Source organism: Chryseobacterium bernardetii (genome assembly GCF_003815975.1).
Lineage (GTDB): Bacteria > Bacteroidota > Bacteroidia > Flavobacteriales > Weeksellaceae > Chryseobacterium > Chryseobacterium bernardetii.
This window is the reverse complement of record NZ_CP033932.1, coordinates 3,171,645-3,193,683: the sequence shown is the minus strand read 5'-3', so window position 1 is coordinate 3,193,683 and position 22,039 is coordinate 3,171,645. Positions and strand designations below refer to the sequence as shown.

17 protein-coding genes are annotated in these 22,039 nt (G+C 36.6%); 9 read left to right on the top strand and 8 right to left on the bottom strand.

The annotated features are described in order from the left end of the window. The first annotated feature begins 74 nt into the window (after positions 1 to 74). Positions 75 to 1,445 (top strand): PQQ-dependent sugar dehydrogenase, encoded by a 1,371-nt coding sequence (locus EG339_RS14605; protein WP_123870708.1) that lies wholly within the window; start codon positions 75 to 77, stop codon positions 1,443 to 1,445. Positions 1,446 to 1,499: 54 nt separating this feature from the next. Here EG339_RS14605 and hemN read toward each other — a convergent pair whose 3' ends face one another. The 3 genes from hemN to EG339_RS14590 form a co-directional block, all read right to left on the bottom strand. Beyond that, complete coding sequence (gene hemN, locus EG339_RS14600) at positions 1,500 to 2,858, bottom strand: oxygen-independent coproporphyrinogen III oxidase (RefSeq protein WP_123870707.1); 1,359 nt, start codon at positions 2,856 to 2,858, stop codon at positions 1,500 to 1,502. Between the two features lie 244 nt (positions 2,859 to 3,102). Then, complete coding sequence (locus EG339_RS14595; protein ID WP_123870706.1) at positions 3,103 to 4,113, bottom strand: WD40/YVTN/BNR-like repeat-containing protein; 1,011 nt, start codon at positions 4,111 to 4,113, stop codon at positions 3,103 to 3,105. Positions 4,114 to 4,164: 51 nt separating this feature from the next. Beyond that, entirely contained in the window at positions 4,165 to 5,682 is a 1,518-nt protein-coding gene (locus EG339_RS14590; protein ID WP_123870705.1) for an amino acid permease, read from the bottom strand. A gap of 165 nt (positions 5,683 to 5,847) precedes the next feature. Between EG339_RS14590 and pnuC the strand changes: the two genes are divergently transcribed. From pnuC to EG339_RS14565, 5 genes are all read left to right on the top strand, one after another. Next, positions 5,848 to 6,519: a nicotinamide riboside transporter PnuC gene (pnuC, locus tag EG339_RS14585; protein WP_123870704.1), complete on the top strand. Its 672-nt coding sequence runs from the start codon at positions 5,848 to 5,850 to the stop codon at positions 6,517 to 6,519. A gap of 4 nt (positions 6,520 to 6,523) precedes the next feature. Further along, the gene (locus EG339_RS14580; RefSeq protein ID WP_123870703.1) at positions 6,524 to 7,153 is read left to right on the top strand and encodes a hypothetical protein; all 630 of its coding nucleotides are present in this window, start codon (positions 6,524 to 6,526) and stop codon (positions 7,151 to 7,153) included. 105 nt (positions 7,154 to 7,258) lie between these two features. After that, on the top strand, positions 7,259 to 8,026 hold the full coding sequence (gene dapF / locus EG339_RS14575) for a diaminopimelate epimerase (protein ID WP_123870702.1): 768 nt from the start codon (positions 7,259 to 7,261) through the stop codon (positions 8,024 to 8,026). A 31-nt stretch (positions 8,027 to 8,057) separates the two neighbouring features. Further along, positions 8,058 to 9,083 (top strand): endolytic transglycosylase MltG, encoded by a 1,026-nt coding sequence (gene mltG, locus EG339_RS14570; protein WP_123870701.1) that lies wholly within the window; start codon positions 8,058 to 8,060, stop codon positions 9,081 to 9,083. A gap of 129 nt (positions 9,084 to 9,212) precedes the next feature. Beyond that, positions 9,213 to 11,816 carry a TonB-dependent receptor domain-containing protein gene (locus EG339_RS14565; protein WP_123870700.1) on the top strand — a complete coding sequence of 868 codons (2,604 nt, stop codon included), beginning with the start codon at positions 9,213 to 9,215 and terminating at the stop codon, positions 11,814 to 11,816. A gap of 46 nt (positions 11,817 to 11,862) precedes the next feature. On the opposite strand, the gene EG339_RS14560 is transcribed toward EG339_RS14565, so the two are convergent. The 4 genes from EG339_RS14560 to EG339_RS14545 all read right to left on the bottom strand — a co-directional run bounded on the left by EG339_RS14560 (position 11,863) and on the right by EG339_RS14545 (position 15,386). Then, positions 11,863 to 12,315, bottom strand: a complete 453-nt coding sequence (locus tag EG339_RS14560; protein ID WP_123870699.1) for an adenylyltransferase/cytidyltransferase family protein — start codon at positions 12,313 to 12,315, stop codon at positions 11,863 to 11,865. Positions 12,316 to 12,328: 13 nt separating this feature from the next. Then, entirely contained in the window at positions 12,329 to 13,093 is a 765-nt protein-coding gene (locus tag EG339_RS14555; protein WP_123870698.1) for a methyltransferase domain-containing protein, read from the bottom strand. 19 nt (positions 13,094 to 13,112) lie between these two features. Further along, entirely contained in the window at positions 13,113 to 14,132 is a 1,020-nt protein-coding gene (galE, locus tag EG339_RS14550) for a UDP-glucose 4-epimerase GalE (RefSeq protein WP_123870697.1), read from the bottom strand. Positions 14,133 to 14,261: 129 nt separating this feature from the next. After that, positions 14,262 to 15,386 (bottom strand): DegT/DnrJ/EryC1/StrS family aminotransferase, encoded by a 1,125-nt coding sequence (locus EG339_RS14545; RefSeq protein ID WP_123870696.1) that lies wholly within the window; start codon positions 15,384 to 15,386, stop codon positions 14,262 to 14,264. 87 nt (positions 15,387 to 15,473) lie between these two features. Here EG339_RS14545 and EG339_RS14540 point away from each other — a divergent pair, with 87 nt between their 5' ends. Then, complete coding sequence (locus EG339_RS14540; protein ID WP_123870695.1) at positions 15,474 to 17,078, top strand: S8 family peptidase; 1,605 nt, start codon at positions 15,474 to 15,476, stop codon at positions 17,076 to 17,078. Positions 17,079 to 17,135: 57 nt separating this feature from the next. Here the strand turns inward: EG339_RS14540 and EG339_RS14535 are convergent, their stop codons facing one another. Then, positions 17,136 to 19,670, bottom strand: a complete 2,535-nt coding sequence (locus EG339_RS14535) for a phosphoenolpyruvate carboxylase (protein WP_123870694.1) — start codon at positions 19,668 to 19,670, stop codon at positions 17,136 to 17,138. Between the two features lie 230 nt (positions 19,671 to 19,900). On the opposite strand from EG339_RS14535, the gene EG339_RS14530 reads away from it, so the two are divergent. Continuing rightward, positions 19,901 to 20,506: a hypothetical protein gene (locus tag EG339_RS14530; RefSeq protein ID WP_123870693.1), complete on the top strand. Its 606-nt coding sequence runs from the start codon at positions 19,901 to 19,903 to the stop codon at positions 20,504 to 20,506. A 212-nt stretch (positions 20,507 to 20,718) separates the two neighbouring features. Continuing rightward, positions 20,719 to 21,882 carry an iron-containing alcohol dehydrogenase gene (locus EG339_RS14525; protein ID WP_123870692.1) on the top strand — a complete coding sequence of 388 codons (1,164 nt, stop codon included), beginning with the start codon at positions 20,719 to 20,721 and terminating at the stop codon, positions 21,880 to 21,882. Positions 21,883 to 22,039 lie beyond the last annotated feature (157 nt).

Below are 22,039 nucleotides of genomic sequence, written 5' to 3'. Positions count from 1 at the left end.
CATAGTGAAGTTCTCAAAATTTAATTGGTATAAAATTTTCATTCATATTTCAACACCTTAACTATCAAAATATTATGAAAAATCTACTTTTTACCCTAAGTATCTTTTCTTCCTTAATCGTTAATGCTCAAAGCATTAATTTGGTTGAATTTGCCACCGGGCTAACCAGTCCTGTGGAGATTACAAACGCCAATGACAGCCGGTTATTCGTGGTTCAGCAGAATGGTATCATAAAAATAATTCAGCCTGATGGGACAATTAATCCCACTAATTTCCTGAATATTTCTTCAAAGATTCTTTTTAATGGTGAAAGAGGTCTTTTAGGACTTGCATTCCATCCGCAATACTCTACCAATGGGTATTTTTTTGTGTATTATAATAATACGGCCGGTAATGTTGTATTGGCAAGATATAGTGTCAATTCCACCAATCCTGATGTGGCAGACCCCAATTCTGAAAAAATATTACTGAACATTCCCAAACCATTTGCCAATCACAATGGCGGAAGCATCCACTTTGCCCCTGATGGAAAACTTTGGGTTATAACCGGTGACGGTGGAAGCGCCGGAGATCCCAACAACAATGCTCAAAATAAAAACTCATTACTGGGAAAAATGTTGAGATTAGATGTAGACGCTACCGGTCCATATAATATTCCTCCTGATAATCCTTTTGTAGGAAACACCATTGATGGTGCAGATGAAGTATGGGCCTATGGACTCCGAAATGCATGGAAATTTTCATTTGATATTACTACCGGAAATGCTATGATTGCCGATGTAGGCCAGGGAGCCATTGAGGAGATCAATAAAATGCCTATTACCCAAGCTGGAAGCAATTATGGATGGCGCTGTTATGAAGGAAATACGGCTTACAATACAACAGGATGCCCAGCGCAGTCTACAATGACATTTCCTGTTGCTGTCTATGATCACTCCGGAGGAAAATGCTCTATTACCGGCGGCTATGTCTACAGGGGAACTCAATATCCATCTCTTCAGGGGAAATATTTCTTTGCAGACTATTGCTCTAACCAGATAGGTATTCTGAATACTGATAATTCGATCACATGGACATCTGCATATAGCGGAAACGGCTTTTCTTCTTTTGGACAAGATTCCCAGAAAGAACTTTATGTAGCCGGAGTTGAAAGTGGAAAAATTTATAAAATTACAACAGGAACCTTAAATACCCATGAAAATGATTTTCCAGAAACAATAAAAATCTATCCCAACCCTGCTTCAAAACAGATTTTCATCAGTGGAGTTAAAGGCAAAAACACAACAGCAGAGATCATCAGTGCCGAAGGGCGAAAAATGTTAAAAACAGATAATATCACTAATGAAAAGGGTATTGATATTTCCGGACTTACTCCTGGAGTTTATTTTATCAATCTGAAATCAGGAGATTATAAATCTTACAGCCAGAAAATTGTTATCAAGTAAAAAGAGTAAACTTTAACCAAAACAAAAGCGGTTCAAGACCGAACCGCTTTTGTTTTATATTGTCATTGAGAATATTCTCGTTTCCGGTTTATTTCTCATCATTCTTAGATCAAAAACCATTGCTACATTTCGGGTAAAAGCCCTGCCTGCTTCTGTAATTTTAATTTCCTTACCTGAAATTTCAACCAATCCGTCATTTTCCATTTCTTTCAGCATGTCTAAAGCGTTATCAAGCTCAGCAAAAGAATTATCTGTAGTAAAAGTGGTTTCAAGCTGACACATCAGATTTAAAATATGTCTTCTTACAATCAGATCTTCTTCATTCAGAACATGACCTTTCACCACTGGAATTTTACCTTCTTCTACCATCGTCTGGTATTCTTCTACCGTTTTTACATTCTGGGCAAAAGCATACCATGAATCTGAAATGGCAGACATTCCGAGCCCTACCATCAGCTGGGTATTGCTTGAGGTGTATCCCATAAAGTTCCTGTGAAGCCTTTTATGAATCAGAGACTGGTATAAATCATCATGTTCTAAAGAAAAATGATCCATCCCTACCTCAATATATCCTAAATCCTGAAGCAATTTTTTACCATCTTCATACAAACGGCGTTTTTCTTCTCCGCTTGGAAGGTCATTTTCATCAAAACCTCTCTGCCCTACTCCTTTTACCCATGGAACGTGAGCATAAGAGTAAAATGCCAGTCTATCAGGCTTCAGCTCCATTGTTTTTCTGATGGTATTTTCCATGGCCTCCCAGGTCTGGTGCGGAAGACCGAAAACCAAATCATGACTGATTCCTCTGTAGCCAATTTCTTTAGCCCATTCCGTTACGTTCTTCACGTTCTCAAAAGGCTGAATCCTGTTAATGGCTTTTTGTACTTTAGGGTCATAGTCCTGCACCCCAAAGCTTACCCTTCTGAAGCCAAGATCATATAAAGTCTGAAGATGTTCCTTCGTAGTATTATTCGGGTGTCCTTCAAATGAAAACTCAGGGTGTTCTGCAATTTCTACTGTTGAAAAAATTCCTTCCAATAATGTTCTCAGATTTTCAGGAGAGAAAAATGTTGGAGTACCGCCCCCCAAGTGTAATTCTTTTAACTTTGGTTTTTCATTAAAAAGTCCCAGATAGAGTTTCCATTCTTTTAAAACACTTTCCAGATAAGGAATCTCAACACTATGTTGCTTCGTAATACGTTTATGACATGCGCAGAATGTACACAATGCCTCACAGAAAGGCAAATGGATATAAATAGAAATTCCCTCCTTTGCATTGCTTTCCTGAAAAGACCTTATTACACTCTCCTTCCAGCTTTCCGGTGAAAATGTAGATTCATCCCAATAAGGAACCGTAGGATAAGAAGTGTAGCGGGGTCCGGGAATATTATACTTATCTATTAAAGAATTCATTTTGAAAATAAAATTTTATAAAAGGAAGTTTAACATGATTAAAATTCCATCCTACAAAATTAACCATTAGTTATGAATTTTAACCTATGAATTATATTAGGTTATAGTTTAGAATGAGTCTAAATACACTGTTTAAACCTGTTAGGGATATAATGATAAATTCTATCAGTAACATTTATTTTATTGATACGAATTGAACAACCATTAAAAAATATAATCCCTCAATTTTTCCCATCCGCGAATCTTATTTTATTTTCATTACTAAAATTTTATCTTTACCTGCTAAAACCACACTGCTTCCATCAATCCATTGACAGACATACAGTCCCTTTTCATCAGAAATCTTCTTCCATGTCTTACCAAAGTCTGATGAATAACTGATGTGCCGGTCTCCTACCGCAATGATCTCCTTCCCTTTTGAACCCGGCTTAATTTTCACACAGGTCATATAACCTGCATTCTGGCCTGAAGCCTGGATCTGCCAGGTTTCACCACCATCTTTAGTAGTCGCAATATTATTAACATTAGCATCCTGTTTGGTATAGTCGCCTCCTACTGCAACTCCAAACTGGTCATCATAAAAATCGATGGAATACATCCCTTGTGAAGACTCTCCCTGGATAAAAGGTGTATTAAATATTTCCAGCTTTTCATTCTTAAGATTCAGCTTTATAATTCTCGAAGCCTTCCCTCCTGTGGCTATCCAGAGATTTTTTTTCGTAGAAGAAATATTGGTATTACTGGCAGCAAAAGCAGCTTCGCCTTCATTCAGCTTTACATTATTCTTAAACATTCCCCATTTACCATCTTTATAAACAGCCAGCTTTAATAGCTGGTCACTGTCTGAATCACTGAATGTATAGGCAAGTTTATCATTCACAAAATGTAAAGCATCGTAGAATGCAGTTTTTGCAGAATCTGTATAAACAATCTGCGATTTCAAATCTTTTTTATCAATTTTGAAGAAACGGGCCGGACTTACAATATTGATTGCATAAAACGAGTTCTTATCCTGTGCAAGGGTTCTGAATTCAAGCTTTTCATCAGAAAGCTTAATTTGCTTTTGATTTTTGATATCCTTAAGATCCACAAACCCGAACTTAGATTCCGAGCCGCTGTACCATACTTTGTTATCATATAATTGAAGGGCCCGGATGCTGATTTTATCATTAAGGACCACTTCAATATTCTCTACCTGTTGGGAAAATGCAGTTATTCCTACAGAAAGGAATATAATGGACAAAAACTTTTTCATATTTTCTGTTATAGGTTATTTGCAACAAAAAAACCGCCGAAGCGGTTTGTATTATAATTCATCCTGATACTTTTCAGGGTTGTTAAGTTTACTGTTTCTTTTACCATAAAGGAAATATACAATTCCACCTAACAATAACCAACCTGCAGAAAGCTCTTTTGCATGATCACTCAGGTTATAAATCAAATATAAATTGATGATCACTCCTAATCCTACTACTATTTTATAAGCAGGAACTCTGAAAGGTCTTATCAAATTAGGTTCTTTTTTTCTCATTACCCAAACAGCGATACACACCAATGTAAATGCAAACAGGGTTCCGAAGCTCGTCATATCTGCCAAAGTGGAAATTGGAGTAAATGCAGCAATAAATGCCACAATAACTCCCAATAAAATAATTCCTTTATAAGGTGTTTTTGTTTTTGGGTGAAGTTCTCCAAAGAATCTAGGAATTAAACCGTCTTTTGCCATTCCGATAAAGATTCTGGATTGGCCCATCATCATTACCATTACTACAGAAATTAAACCTACAGTAGCCGCGATGGTTACGATATTACTTGCCCAGTGTTTTCCGGCAATTTCAAATGCATAAGCTACAGGTGCTTTAATGGCATCCGGATATTTTCCGTTTGGATTAAAGTCTGTATAATGCATCATTCCTGTTAATACAAGTGATACACAGATATATAAGGCAGTACAGATCAGTAATGAAGCAATGATGGCAAACGGTACATCTTTCTTAGGATTAATGGCCTCTCCCGCCTGAGTAGAAACAGCATCAAAACCAATATAGGCAAAGAAAATAGCAGCTGCACCTGAAATAATACCTTTAATTCCATATGCGGAAACCAGATCACCTTCAGAGTTTTTGATCGGAACCTGATCCGGGATAAAAGGCTTCCAGTTTTTCACACCGTCTGCAGCACTGTACAATTCTGGATTTGAAAAAATAATATAAGTTCCTGCAATTACTACGAAGATAACGGCTGAAGTTTTTAACAATACAATCAGATTATTAGCTCCTGCTGCTTCTTTAGTTCCTTTTACCAATAAGGCTGTGATTAAAAGAACAAGAATAAATGCCGGCAGGTTCATTGAAAAACCACTTCCTGTATAACTTGCAGGATCTGAAGTAAGATAAGCGGGTAAATGAACCCCAAAAATTTTCAAAAATTTGGTGAAATAACCGGACCAGCTCACGGAAACTGCCATACTCGCCATGGCATATTCCAGAATGAGACACCAACCCATGGCCCAAGCGAAAATTTCTCCCACTGTTCCGTAAGCATAAGCATATGCTGATCCCTCAACAGGGATAATGGAAGCGAACTCCGCATAACATAATGCTGCAAAAACGCAGGCAATTCCTGCTATAATAAAAGAGATTGCAAGTGCAGGTCCTGCATGATAATAGGCTCCTGTTCCTGTAAGAACAAAGATTCCACCTCCAATGATAGCACCTACTCCTATTGCTGTTAAACTCCATTTTCCAAGGACTTTCTTCAGCTCACTTTTCTTCATATCTGCCTCATAGGCACTTAGTGGCTTTTTAACCCAAATTTTCGACATGTTTTTTATTTATTTAAGGATTCACAAAAATATAAAAAATTTAGGAACTCTCACGTTTATCGTTAAACTTTCATCATTTATTTTACATTAAAGCCTTCAAAAACACAAACAACACATTATATAATCCATTTTAAAAAGTCCATTTTTTTGCTTATTTTTGATCGCATGAATTTATATGATCTTTTTGTAAAGCCTTATGAAAGCTACGATTCTTTACAGATTATGCTGGAAGCATCGGGTGCAATTTTCGGAACTTTGAGCGTATATTTTTCCATTAAGAAAAATATATGGGTGTACCCTACCGGCATTATTTCAACCCTGATCTATGTATATATTCTTTTTAACTTCGGACTATTGGGGGATTGCCTGATTAATGTATATTACACCATAATGAGTGTCTATGGCTGGGTTCTATGGGCAAAAAATTCTAAAGATCACGTTCATGTAGACGTTTCCTGGGCCACGAAAAAAGAATGGATATATGCTATTATTCTTTTTATCCTGAGTCTGGGACTGGTTACTCTTATTTATTATTATAAACCTTATATTGACAATCATTTTTCAATGGATGGTACCAGCCTCGGATTATACCATTTGGATTGGGCCAATTGGATGGATGTTTTTACAACTTCAATATTTTTAGCAGGCATGTGGTTTATGGCCAAACAGCGCATTGAGAACTGGATTTTCTGGATTATCGGAGATTTTATTTGCATGCCTATGATGATTTTTAAGGGTCTTGGCATCACTTCGGTTCAATATTTGGTATTTACTATAATGGCTATCTTAGGATACCTCAATTGGAAAAAAAGTTTTAAAGAAAAAAAAGTACAATAAAGTTATGAAAAATTTATTCAAAATAGCAGTTAGTATCTTTGCTATAAGCACTTTAACATCTTGTCTTGCATACACAGATGGTTATGGCAGTAACGGCTATGGTTATGGTGACCCATATTATAACAACGGATATTATTATGCTCCTTCAGGATATTATGGCAGTGGCGGATATTATGGTAATGACGGATATTATTACAGAAACAATATTAATTACTACTATGATAATGGTATCCCTTACTATTATGATACTTATAATAACTCCAGAAGAAAAGTATACGTAGAAAGAAGAACTACTGTGACTTCACAGAGACCGAATAATGGCTTCCGTAATAACGGAAACAGTGGATATAATGGTGGATACAACAGAAACTCCAACAATAACAGCAGTGGCGGTTTCAGAAACTCAAACAGTGGCTATCAAAACAACCAGGGAAATCAGAATAACCAAAGCAACGGTGGGTTCAGAAACTCAAACAGCTTTGAAAACCGAGGAACCAATTCTGGTGGATTCAGAAATTCAGGGAATACAAACAGCGGAAGATCCGAATCATCAGATGGTGGATTCAGAAATAGTTCAGGCAGCAACCAAAGCTCAGGTTCAGAAAGACAACAGAGCAGCGGCGGCTTTAGATAAAGAATTATAAATAACGATTATAAATAAGGAAACGAACAGTTAACACTGTTCGTTTTTTCATTTTAAATATATTAATTTTGTTTCTTCATTTAGACAAAAAACAATATGGAATTTTATAAATATCAAGGCACGGGAAATGATTTTGTGATGGTAGATAACCGTGATCTTCAGTTTCCCAAAGATAAAAACATCATTGAAAAACTATGTGACAGACGTTTCGGGATAGGTGCCGATGGACTTATCCTTCTGGAAAACGATCCTGGTTATGATTTTAAAATGGTATACTATAATTCTGACGGAGGAGAAAGCACAATGTGTGGTAATGGAGGAAGATGCCTGGTGGCTTTTGCTTTTTTTCTGGACGTTTTTGAAGACAAATGTAAGTTCATTGCCATAGATGGTGAGCATGAAGCAGAAATTCATAATGGGATCATTAAATTAAAAATGATTGATGTAGATACTATTTCACATGATGGAAATGATGCGGTCCTGAACACCGGTTCTCCTCATTATGTAAAATATGTAGAAAATCTTGCCGATTATGATGTTTATACCCAAGGGCATAATATCAGAAATTCGGAAAATTATAAAGAAAAAGGGATCAATGTCAACTTTGTTGAAAAAATTTCAGATAATGAGATTTTTGTAAGAACCTATGAACGAGGCGTTGAGGACGAAACCTACAGCTGCGGAACAGGAGTTACGGCTTCTGCTTTAACTTTTCTACAAAAAGACAATCTAACTTCCGTAAAAGTTAAAACTTTAGGTGGTAATCTTAAGGTATATGCTGAAAAAAATGGAGGTTCTTTCTGTAACATCTGGTTAGAAGGTCCTGCAAAGCAAGTTTTTAAAGGTAAAGTAGATATTCTTTAAAATCAGAAACTTTTAATCAATATTATTAGGAATGAAAAAAACTATTCTCATTATCATACTGCTTGTTTTTGTAGTAGCAGGATTTTTTGGATTGAAATTTTATAATAAATATTTTGGAAACAATGTAGAAAAGGATGGTTATGTTCTGATCCCTCATAAGGCAAATTTTAATCAGATCCTGGATTCTATTACACCATACATTAAAGACCGTGCTTCTTTTGAGGAGGTAGCAAAAGATAAAGGTCTTGCTGCCAATTTTAAAGCAGGACGTTATCACATCCAAAGTGGGAAAGGAAATACAGACCTTGTTAATATGATTAAAGCAGGTAACCAGACTGCAAATTCATTCAGAATCGGAGATTTTGGAGATATGTACCAGATGATTGGAAAGGTTACCAAAAAAACAGAGCTGGATTCTCTTCATTTTGTAAATGACCTTGACGTGGTGGCACAGCAAAAAGGATATAAAAATGTTGAAGACCTGAAGAAATATTTCTTCATTGATACCTACAATTTTTTCTGGACTGTAAGCCCGAAAGAGTTTTTTGCAAAATTCGAGGATCAGTACAATGAGTTCTGGACCAGTGAAAGAAAAAACAAGGAACAGCAATCCGGACTTTCAAGAGAACAGATTTATGCTCTTGCGTCTATTGTATATAAAGAATCGGGAGGAAAAAAGGATGAAATGAAAACGATCGCTGGCTTATATTTGAACCGTTACAGAAAAGGTATGAAACTTCAGTCTGATCCTACTGTAATCTATGCAATCAATAAGCAGACAAATTTTAAAGAACCCATAAAAAGGGTTTTATATAAGCATCTTTCCACTCCATCCCCATATAATACTTATGCTAACGCAGGAATTCCTCCGGGCCCAATATGCGTAGTGGATAAGAACTCGGTGGATGCTGTCTTAAATGCAGAAAATAACAATTATATATTTATGTGTGCAGATCCTGCAAGATTTGGATATCACAAATTTACGGCAAGTGCGGAAGAACATGCTGTAAATGCAAAAGCTTATCAGGACTGGCTTAACTCTAAAAATATAAAGTAGGCTTAGCAGACACCAGAATTTTACAGATTAAAAACAATACATAGATCATAATATTTTGATAATCAAATAATATTGAATTTCAAAATATTAGGGGTTATCCTTTCACGATTTTATACAAAAAAATAACCTATGAAGAATAAGACAGAAATTGTCAATATTTTCACGAGAAAAACACTAGGACTTACTTTAGTACTCTCAGCTGCTGCTATGGCTTTTGCTCAGGAGAAGGCTGATGTTTCAGGAATCATTGTCAACAAGAAGAACCAACCGGTACCTTATGCTTCGGTAACCTTTAGCAACAAGGCCAACAAATCATTAAGCGATGCTGTATTGACTGATGAAAAAGGTCAGTATAAATTACAGCTTACCCCAGGAAGCTACGATATCACTGTAGAAGCTATTGATTACAAAAAGAGCACCATCAATAAAAATATAACGGGAACCGGAAATATTGGTGCACTATCTATTGAAGCTGAAGCTAGCTCTACCCTGGATGGGAAAACACAGGAACTGCAAGGGGTTGTTATTACAGCTTCCGCGGCTAAACCCTATAAGGTGGAGCTAGATAAAAAAACATACGACCCGTCACAGGATATTGTGAGCAAAGGAGGAAGTCTTCAGGATGTTTTAACGAATGTACCTTCAGTTACCGTAGATACAGATGGAACGGTTTCTATGAGAGGAAGCTCAAACGTAAAATTCCTGATCAACGGTAAGCCTTCTTCCCTATTGGGTATTGATGATGGCGCAAATGCTTTACAGAGTATTCCGGCAGATCAGATTGAAAGAATTGAAGTCATTACCAACCCTTCCTCCAAATTTGAGGCAAGCGGAACTTCCGGTATTTTAAATATTATCCTTAAAAAGAGTAAAAAAGTAGGATTTAACGGCAGTGTGGTAGGAACTTTAGGATATTATCCAAGAACCGCTCTTAATGCCAATTTAAGCTGGAGAAAAAATAACTGGACGTGGTTTGTAAATGGTGGTGGCGGTTACACTGAAAACAGAACAAAAAATAATTCGGAAACCACCTATCATAATATTGAATTTCCAAAAATACTTCCTAATGTAATACCTAATGATGTACCTGTACATCAACTGCAAAACTCTGTCAACAAAACGTATAATAAAAACTATAATGCAAGTGCAGGTTTTGTTTATGATCTTTCTGAAAAAACATCCATTAACCTAACAGGATTGGTAAGAACCTTTGAAGGAGACGGGAATGAACTTGTTGATACCTATGATACCTTATACAGGTTTTTCAGAGATTCGTCAGATCTAAGTACTACAGCTGGAAAATGGAGCTTATTAAATCCTTATGGGCTTAGAGATTCGAAAAGTGTATTCAATAATCTTGCATTCCAGGGAGATGTAGGATTAGATCACAAATTTGATGATAAGGGGCAGAACTTATCCTTATCTTTAAGTTTACAAAGAAACAGAAGCAACAACAATGCAGACATCCTTGAAACGTACGACCTTCGTCCTGATGTACAGGACATTACCAGAAGACATTCTGTAAGCAAAACTGTTATTGGGAAAGCGGATTATGAATTGCCACTAGGTGAACAATCTAAACTTGAAGCCGGATACAGATTAGACGTTAACCATAATACTTATGATAATTTTGTAAGCAGTACATCCGGAAACCCTTTTATCCCGGATTACAATAACAATACAGACTATAAAGAAATGTTCAATGCATTCTATTTACAGTTTAAAAGTAAGATCGGAAACTTTGGCTATCAGGTAGGATTAAGAGACGAAATCTCTAATGTTAAAATTAATTATATCAGCCAGAATCCTAAAGCCCTTCCATTAGATAAGACCAAGAATTACAATAATCTGTTCCCAAGTGTGTTCTTAAGTTATGATATTGCGAAAAACAACCAGATCTTAGTTAACTATTCCCGCAGAATAGACAGGCCAAGATCATTCTTTATGGTTCCTTTCCCAAACTATAGTAACAGCCAGAATATTTTTGAGGGAAATATTGATTTAAATCCATCCTACGTAGATTCTTATGAAGTAGGTTATAACCTTACAAAGAAGAAGTTTACCATTAACCCTACTTTGTATTACAGACATGCTACAGATGACACTAAAATGCTAGTCTACAGGCCGGACGAAAGAAAGACTGTTTTCTATACCAAGCCTGAGAATTTAGGTAATGACGACCGTATTGGTTTGGATCTGAACTTCACTTATGATCCTTTTGCATGGTTTAAAATTATGGGTAGTGCAGATATCTTCAGATACAAAACAACTGGAATCACTTCTTATGCAACCATAGATAAAGACGGATTGAACCAGACAAGAACATTAGACTTTACAGGAAGTGGCTTCTCAACCAGATTACGTCTTAATACAACGTTCAGACTTGACAAGACATTAAGTGTACAATTACAAGGATTCTACAGAGGAGGTCAAAAAACAGTAAGTCAGGATAGAAAAGACATGTATGCTGTAAACTTTGGTGCATCTAAAACAATCTGGAAAGGGGACGGAACCATTGCGTTCAATATTCAGGACATCTTTAACACAAGAGCTATGGAAAGCATTAGTTACAGCAACGATAATACCCGTAACAACTATATGCAGTGGCAGCCAAGACAATTTTCTATCTCTTTAACCTACAGATTTAAACAGGGTGAGAAAATAGAGCAACCTAAAAGAAAAAAAGATATTAATTCTAATGCAACCGGTGACGACCAGCAAGGTCCGATGTAATACAATAAAAACCCGAAATTTAAATTTCGGGTTTTTATTTTTATTTTTATTTTACTGATTCTTCTTTTTCTTCTTTTGCCTTCTCAGCTTCGTAAATTCTTTTTCTTAAGTCGCTGGTAGAAAACCTGTGATCTCTTTTGTTATAAAAGATCTCAATTCCTTTTTCTTCACAGTATTGCTTACCTGTAAAATCTCTGTCTATATAATCATCACCAATGATTCTTATATCAATTACAAAAGATTTTAAAATATCCAACAAATCTTCTTCTGTGTAGTAAGGCACAATTTCATCCACAGCATTTACTGCTTTTAACTGAATATAACGCTCTACAATGGTCTGGCTTGGTTTATTTTTGTTCGGACGGTCGTGAGACGGATCAATCTGCAGACCAACAATCAGATAGTCACACACTGTTTTTGCTTCTTCAAGCATTTTGATATGTCCTGCATGTAATAAATCAAATGAGGAAAAAGTAATACCTATTCTCTGTGTCTTCATATTAATATTAAAATTAAAATTTCGCTGAAATAAATGTTCTTTTAAAAGGATAAAAGACCGGTGATTCAGGGAAGATGTTTTGTAATTGTTTTTTATAATCGTTTTTAAATTCTTCTTTCATTCCATCAGGGAGCTTTTCTATATAAGGAAGCATCGCTGTTCCGGAGGCCCAGGTAAATACTGCATCTGCATCTGCAAGAACATGAGGAAATACTTTTTCAAATACAGTAATTTCTTTTCCTTTATTTTCAAATAATATCCTGGCGTAATCCTCAATGCTCAACACTGTATACTCTCTTTCCCAACCGCTATAGGCACTTTTAAAAGGCTCTGTACCGGCAATTTTTCTAAGGAGCTGATGTACTACATATTCGTGATTAGAAGGAACCTGCACCGCTAGTTGCCCGCCTTCTTTAATCTTACTGATTATTCTTGGAAAAAGTTCTTTATGGTTACTGCACCACTGGATGGCTGCATTAGAAATAACCAGATCGTAAGTATCTCCCAAATGAAGCTGCTCCTCGATACTTCTTTTTTCAAAGGTCAATCTGCTTGCCTTAAACTGAGAAGCTTTTTCAAGCATTTCTTCTGAAGAATCTATTCCTAAAACCTTTGAATCCTCTAAATAATCCAAAAGCTTTGAAGTAAGCTCTCCTGTTCCACATCCTAAATCTATAACTGATATTCCCGTTCTTGACTCTACAAGTTTTAACAGGTCAAAGAAAGGTGCTGAACGCTCTTCTTTAAATTGGTCATATACTTCAGGGTTCCAAGCCATAATAACTGAATTGATAAGTTTAGTTTCTCGAATTGAGATATTTTTGCCATTCCCAAACGGTCTTTAAAGACTCTTCCAAAGATGTGCCAGACTTCCAGCCAAGCTCTTTTTCTGCTTTAGAAGGGTCAGCATAAGCAATTGTAATATCTCCTTCTCTTCTATCACAGATCTGATAAGGGACTTCAACATTATTGGCTTTTTCAAATGCTTTCACAACTTCCAAAACAGATGATCCTTTCCCTGTTCCCAGATTATAGGTATCAATCACTGTTTCATGGGATTGATCCTCTATCAGTTTTTTTAGGGCTGCTACGTGTGCTTTGGCCAGATCTACAACATAGATATAATCACGAACTGCTGTTCCGTCTTCTGTAGGATAATCATCACCCCATACACTTAGTTTCTCACGAACTCCTGCAGCAGTCTGCATTACGTAAGGAACAAGGTTATTAGGGATTCCTATTGGCAACTCTCCAAGCTTTGCTGATGGATGGGCTCCAATCGGGTTAAAGTATCTTAGCAATGATATTTTACGGTTGTATGCTTTTGCAAAGTCAATAAGAATCTCCTCACCCATCTGCTTGGTTTTCCCATAAACACTTTCGGGCATTTTTAAAGGTGTATTTTCATCAATAGGCATCACATCAGCCTGCCCGTATACGGTACATGATGAGCTGAAAATAAAGTTTGAGATTTCTCTTTCTTTAAATTCCTGTAGAATATTAATAAGGGAAAACAGATTATTTTCATAATAATCTACAGGTTTTACCTGGCTCTCTCCTACTGCCTTAAAAGCTGCGAAATTGATACAGCCTTCAATTTTATGGGCATCAAAAACCTGGGCAAGAAGTTCCTTACGCTTCAGATCAAAAGGATAAAAAACGGGCTTCTTACCTGTAATTTCCTCTATATTATTTAAAATAAACCGCTCCGAATGGGACAGATCATCTACAATAACAACTTCAAAGCCATTATTGAGCAGTTCTACAACGGTATGAGAACCAATATATCCAAGTCCTCCTGTAACAAGTATTGCCATTTTTTAATCTTCGTGTTTTCCTATATTTTCTATTTTCATTAATTTGAAAATGCTGATATTATAAAATTAACAGGCCGGTTATTACAGCTAAGTAATAAACCAGCCTATATTTAAATATCTTTCTTTTCGTTATCCCATAAACTCAAGTACAGCATCTGTAATATACTTCAACTGCTCTTCGTCTAATTCCGTATGCATTGGTAAAGAAATTACCTGATCCAAAAGCTTATCAGTATTTACAAAGTCTGCATCATTACTTTCCTGGAAATATGCTTTTTGTTTTCTTAAGGCAACCGGATAGTAGATCATTGCCGGAATTTCCTTTTCTGCAAGGAATTTCTGCAGTTCATTTCTCTTCCCGTTCAGAATTCTCAGTGTATACTGGTGGAATACATGGGTAGAATTCTCTGACCTTTTTGGAGTTAAAATATTTTCGTGACCTGCAAATGCTTCGTCATAATAGTCAGCTGCTTTTCTTCTCGCTTCGTTGTATGAGTCCAGATGTGGCAGTTTTTTTCTTAAAACCGCAGCCTGAATACTATCCAAACGCGAGTTTACCCCAACCTCATCATGATAGTATCTTTCATACATTCCATGGTTTACAATTCCTCTTAAACGGTGTGCCAAGTCATCATTATTGGTAAAAATTGCACCTCCGTCTCCATAGCATCCAAGATTTTTGGAAGGGAAGAAAGAAGTTGTTCCTACTGTTGCCATTGTACCGGCAAACTTTGAAGTTCCGTCAGAGAATGTATATTCTGCACCAATTGCCTGTGCATTGTCTTCAATTACGTATAAATTGTGTTCTTCAGCAATTTTCAGGATTTCTTCCATATTGGCACATTGTCCGAATAAATGCACAGGAATAATAGCCTTTGTTTTGGGTGTAATAGCTTTTCTCAGAGCTTCAGTAGAAATTGTAAATGTATCATAATCAACATCAACCAAAACAGATTTTAATTTAAGCAGATGAATTACTTCTACTGTAGCAGCAAAGGTAAAATCAGCAGTAATAATTTCGTCTCCCTCCTTCAGATCCAACGCCATAAGAGCAATCTGTAATGCATCAGTTCCATTAGCACATGGAATAACATGTTTTACGTCTAAATAAGACTCCAATTCATTCTGGAAAGACTTTACTTCAGGACCGTTGATAAAAGCCGCAGAATCCATTACATTTAAAACTGCATTGTCTACATCATTCTTTATTTTGTAATACTGACTTTGCAAGTCAACCATCTGAATTTTTTTCATAAATAAATTATTTCTGTAAAAATAAGGATTTTAAAATCCTATCAAAAATTTTATTGATTTTGTTTTTATCTTTATACAAAAATTTATATGAAAAAAATTTTACTGTTTTGTTTCCTAGCAGGTTACTCCTATACCTCAGCACAAACTCAGCTTGTTTTTGTGTTCTTTAAAGATAAACCCAATAAAGCTGCATTTTTTGCCAATCCTCTTTCTGAGCTTAGCCAAAAATCACTTGACAGGCGTACAACATTAGGCATACTGCTTAATGACCAGGATGCTCCTATAGAGCCATCTTATATACAAAATCTTCAAAATCTCGGATTTACTGTTACCGATTATTCCAAATGGCTTAATGGAGCTGCTGTAAATGCAACTCCTGCCCAAATCACGCTTTTACAGACCCAGCCTTTTGTATTGTCTGTAGAAACCTTTGCCCGAAACAACACTCCTGTTGTACAGCCAGCTCCCGTTAATAAATGGAAAATACCAACAAATCACCAGAAGATTCTTACTACTTTTGAATATGGCACCAGTACAGCCCAGATAGATCAGAGTAACATAAGACCTCTTCACCTGGCTGGCTATACCGGAAACGGAGTTTCTATTGCTGTTATTGATACCGGATTTCCTACGGTAAATACCGGAGATGCATTTCTTAGGTTGCGCAACAATAACAAAATAAAGGGAGGCTATGATTTTGTTGCCAAATCCACCGATATCTATAACTCTTCCCTGAACGCACATGGCACAACCGTTTTAGGTGTTATAGGAGGCTATCTGGAAAATGTATTTGTAGGTTCAGCTCCTGATGCAGATTTCTACCTGTACCGCAGTGAAAATACAACTGCTGAAATTCCGGAGGAACAGCTCTATTGGATTGAAGCTGCTGAAGAGGCAGATAGAAAAGGGGTAGATATCATTACCACATCACTTGGATATAATATTTTTGATAATCCACAATACAGTTACACATATGCTGATATGAACGGAAGCACCTCTTTCATTGCAAGAGGAGCAGGAATTGCTGCAGAAAAAGGAATTTTTGTTCTTGCTGCTGCAGGAAATTCAGGAAATGGTTCATGGCATTACCTTCTGACACCGGCAGATAATGCCAAGGTATTTACGATTGGTGCAGTAGATTCTTCTGGGAATTCTTCAGCTTTTTCATCTTATGGCCCTAATTCACTCGGGGTTGTTAAACCAGATGGAAGCACCCGGGGAACTGCTACAGCTACTGTTTTAGGGAATACAACCTATTCTACTAACGGAACTTCCCTTGCTACCCCTATTGCTGCTGGCGGAGTTGCCTGCCTTCTTCAGGCTTTTCCTGCCATGAACAGGGACCAGCTCAAAACAAAATTAAGACAGACAGCTTCCCTTTATCCTAATCATACGGATCAGATGGGATATGGCATCCTAAATTTCGGGAGTTTATACAACAATGTGCTCAATACTTCCGAAATTGTTAAAAAAGAGAAATTTGCCCTGTTTCCCAACCCTGTTAAAAACACCTTGAATATTGCTTCAGAAAGTGAGATCAGTTCACTAGAAATTTATGATAACCTGGGAAGACTGATAAGAAAGGAAAGGAAGCAGAAGTCTGTAAAGGTTGATGATCTTTCAAAAGGAGTTTATTACCTTAAAATAATTTCAAAAGATAAGTTTTACTATGAAAAGTTCATTAAAGAATAAATAAAGCGGCAGCCTCAGATGAGGCTGCCGCTTTATTTAAGTTATTTTTTTACTTTCTTAAGCTGAGTTTCTGCTTGCATTAATGTTTCCAAATAAAGATCTTGTCACCAATTTTTCATAGGCTTCTTTATTGCCCTCTCCTTTCTGGATTTTCATCAGCGCATATTGCTGAATACTCAGCAACGGAAGCACAATCTTTTCACGAATCTTTACAGATTTTCTGGAGAGCGGATCTTCTTCCTGAAGCATCTTGAAGCCGGTAAGCTCCAGCATGATATCTCTTGAAATTTCATATTCACTGAAAAGGATATTCCAGAAAGCTCCAAACTTAGGATTGTTTTTGATGTAATAAGTCAATGGAAAATAAGACTTGTTCATACTCATCATAGAGTTTAATACCAGAGTTTTAAAGAAATCTGAGCCTTTATACAATTCTCTTACTTCATCAAACCTTCCCTGTTCCTTCATCTGCTGCATTGCATAGCCGAACCCGAAAAACCCGGGAACGTTCTGCTTCAGTTGTGACCAGGATCCTACAAATGGAATGGCTCTTAGATCTTCAAACTTCAGTTCACTTCCGTTTCCTCTTTTAGACGGGCGACTTCCGATATTGGTTTTTCCGTAATATTCCAGTGTGCTCATCTCCTGCAGATAAGGTACAAACATCGGATGGGCCTTCAGATCAGAATATTTCTGATAGCTGATATCGGCCAGTTCAATAATCAAAGCTCTTTCTTTTTCTGTGAGCTCTTTTTTAGCATTTTTGAATACATCATTTTCTACTCCGGCTGTTAAAAGCTGTTCAAAATTGTATTTTGCCTGTTCTTTATTTCCAAAAATGCTGGTAATAGTCTGCCCCTGAATAGTAAGTTCAATTTTATTATTGGCAATTGTTTTTCCTTGGGAAGCATAGAAATCGTGGGTTTTTCCACCACCTCTTGCAGGCGGCCCACCCCTGCCATCAAAAAACACAACTGTGATATTATTCTGTTCTGAAAGTTTGGTAAGAACTTCTTTAGCCTTATAAATTTCCCAGTTGGCTTTTAAATAGCCACCATCTTTGGTTCCATCAGAGAAGCCCAGCATAATCGTCTGTTGGTTCCCTCTTCTTTCAAGGTGTTTTTTATAGACAGGGTTCTGATACAGCTCATTCATCACGTGCTCAGCATTATTAAGTCCTTCCATGGTTTCAAAAAGTGGGACAATATCCATATTAATGTCTTCATCCTGATATCCACAGATTTTAAAGAATGCATAAACATTCATAACATCTTTCACCGCATCGGAATTGGAAATAATATAACGGTTCATTCCTCTTAGACCATTTAAATCCTGAATTTCAGAAACCTGAGAAACAGTCAATAAGGTATCTTTTACAATATCTTCAAAGTCATCAGCGTTTACAGGACCTGAAATATGAATCAGTTTATTGAATTTCTGTTCATAATCAGCTTCTTCACTGCCATAAACTTTTGCAAAAACCTCATCAATTACTTTCTGGTGAATTCTGCTGTCCTGACGGATGTCTAAGGTTGCAAAATGAGTCCCGAAGATCTTCACGCGATCCCTGAAATTCTCCAAAAGATCTAAAAACAAGGAGTTATGTTCATGAATTAATATTTTTTCAGCTTCCTCTGTTTTCTTTAAAATAGCTTCTGCAGTAATTGTTTTACCTGCAAAAATAGCAGCATACAATTCATCGCTCAGTGCTGTCAATACTTCAGAAACTCCCCTGAAGCTTAATCTTCTTCTGATGAATTTCAAATGGCTGTAATAAGACTTTAGAATGGCCGAACGAAGCTCTTCTGCTACTCTTTTGGTAACCTCTGCTGTTACAAAAGGGTTTCCATCGCGGTCTCCGCCTGGCCAGAAGCCAAGCTGTATAATGTCTTCATGCAGATGGAAATGTCCGTTTCCAAAAGTCTTTTTAATTTTGGTAAACAGCTCACCAATGGTATCATAGTATACATATCTCAGATAGGAAATAATACTTAAGGCTTCATCTATCGGAGTAGGTTTTTCTTTGTTAACAAAAGGAGTTTTTCCCAGTTGTTGTAAAAGCATATCGATCTGCGTAACGGAATCACTGGTAATAGCTCCTCTCAAATCCTGAATGATCCTCTGCACTGAGCTTGGATAAAACTGAGTCGGGTGCGCCGTAAACACTACCTTCACACTGAAGTCTTTCAGTTTTTCACGTACTTTTTCAATTTTATGATCCTGGAAAGAGCGTTCAAAAAGATTGATAACGGTTCCACTATCACTTTCGGAATGCAGGTTAGGAAATGCAGCATCTTCAATACTGTCGAATAAAACCACCTGCCTTTCTATATATTGGATGATCTTGAAAAGCAGTTCAAGCTTCTGTTCTTCGGTATGAAGATCGGTATGATTTTTAAAAAATTCTTCGACGATGTTTTCAGGTGTTTTTCCTGCTTCATAGCCGGTTCTGCTTTCCTCATAAAGAAATGGAAGCAGCATTCCGATATTCGTCATTTTATCATAAGGCAGGCTCATAAATAATGAATTATAGATCTGGAACTTATTCTCCACGATCTGCCTGAATTTTTCTGCGCGTTGGTCGTGTCTCATAATAACAAATGTAAGTGATTTTGGAATTAGTTGAATTGATAAATGACAAAAAATAACAACTTTATTGTAGCTAAGTCAAAACAATAATAATGATTACAGCTTAATTACGATAAAAGGTAAGGATTACATAAATCACTCCCATATATATCCTCAATGACGTTTTTATAATATTCCAGAGGCATTAAGAAGCATAAGTTATTTTTGTAAATTTGTCCTAAACATCTTTCTTTATGAAAATTATCATCATGCTTTCCCAGATCCTTTCCAGTCTGCTTCCTGCACAGATCAAGGTTCCTGATGATTATAAAAAGATCCCGGATATTCTGGACACTACCGAATATCTCTATCCTTTCGTTATTCCCAGTAAAGAATATGCTTACTGGAGAGTGCTTACCAACGATCCTGATCCTGATAAAGCTGTAATCTATGAAAGTCAGGCTCCTCTCTTTATGACAATTAATGAGCCGGTTCCGGAAAAAGGATTTTTTCAGAAATGTATTGGAGATGGTTGCTTTTCCTATATTCTGGCGTGTAAGAAGGAAAGACCTGTTTATTTCTCCAATGAACAGCAATTAAGAGATTTTATCGGAACTGTGGACAATCTTCCGGAAGCTGTTTTATTAGCTAAGACTTACGGCTACTCTATTGATACTCAAAATCGCTTTACGGGTTCTTATAAAATTGAAAATCATTCTATCTCTCTGTATGCTTTTCAATCTAAAGGCTGCCCTGTAACTAAGGAATCTTTTTTAATTAAAATCAATAGAAAGACAGGAAAACTGGAAGCTAAGAGTAATGGAGTTTATTCAAAAAGTGAAGATTGCTCTGCTTTATGACCTTTTAAACATAAAGCCACAAGAATCTTACACTATGCTTGAAACCAAAAGAAGTAAGGTATTTTGCTCATAGACAAATATTCAGCATCACTTCCGCAGTAATTCATATTTAATGATAGCTTTCATAAAATTCAGTGATAGCAATTTTAAACTTTCATTAACTTAATTTTCTTTTTTCATTCCGTAAATTTGGGTAAAATAAATTTAAGACAATGCTTAATTTCGAGTTTAAAAATCCAACCAAAATACTTTTCGGAAAAGGTGAAATCGCCAAAATTTCCAAAGAAATTCCTAAAGATGCCAAAATATTAATGATCTACGGGGGTGGAAGCATTAAAAACAACGGGGTTTATGACCAGGTAAAGGAAGCTTTAAAAGAGCATGAAGTGTATGAATTTGGAGGTGTTCCTGCCAATCCTGAATATGAGGTTTTAATTAATGCGATCAGCTTTATCAAAGAAAATAATATCAATTATCTTCTTGCTGTAGGTGGTGGTTCTGTAATTGACGGAACTAAGTTTATCTCTGCAGCAGCTAATTATGACGGTGAACCATGGGATATTCTGAGAAAGCAAGTAAGGACTTTTGAAGGGGAAGGAATGCCTTTCGGAAGCATCTTAACTCTTCCTGCAACCGGCTCTGAAATGAATTCTGGCTATGTAATTTCCAGAAGAGAAACCAATGAGAAACTGTCTTCAGGTGGTCCGGGACTTTTCCCACAATTTTCTGTTTTAGATCCCGAAGTAATCAGATCTATTCCTAAAAACCAGATCGTTAACGGTCTTACCGATGCTTATACCCATGTATTGGAACAATATATGACAGCTCCGTCTTCTGCGGATCTTCAGGAAAGAATTGCTGAAAGTATCTTAATCAGCCTTCAGGACACTGCTCCAAAAGTATTGGCTGATGAATTCAACTATGATGCTGCCGGAAACTTTATGTGGTGCTGTACTATGGCTTTAAACGGGCTGATTCAGAAGGGAGTTATTACAGACTGGGCTGTACATGCTATGGGGCACGAATTAACTGCTTATTTTGGTATTGACCACGCCAGAACACTAGCCATTATTGCGCCTTCTCACTACCGTTATAACTTCGAAGATAAAAAAGGAAAACTGGCTCAGTATGCTGAAAGAGTGTGGGGAATTAAAGAAGGAAGCATTGAAGAAAAAGCTGAACTGGGAATCAAAAAACTGGAAGAATTCTTCCACAGCCTGCATATCAAAACCAGACTTTCCGAATATACGGAAGACTATAAAGGGACTGCTGAAAGAGTGGAAAAAGCCTTTACAGAAAGAAACTGGCTGGGACTTGGTGAATACAAGAAACTGACACCTCAAGATGCATCTAAGATTGTAGAAATGAGCTACTAAAGGACTCAACGATTTTAAAGGTTAAGGCTTAAGAGGTTACTTTAAGTTTTGACTAGCGAATTCGTTTATATACCTAGGGTGGGCCTTTGGCCCACCTTTATTGATATTGATACCCGTGCCAATATTGGGTATTTAGTGAATATCTTTTATCTTTTAA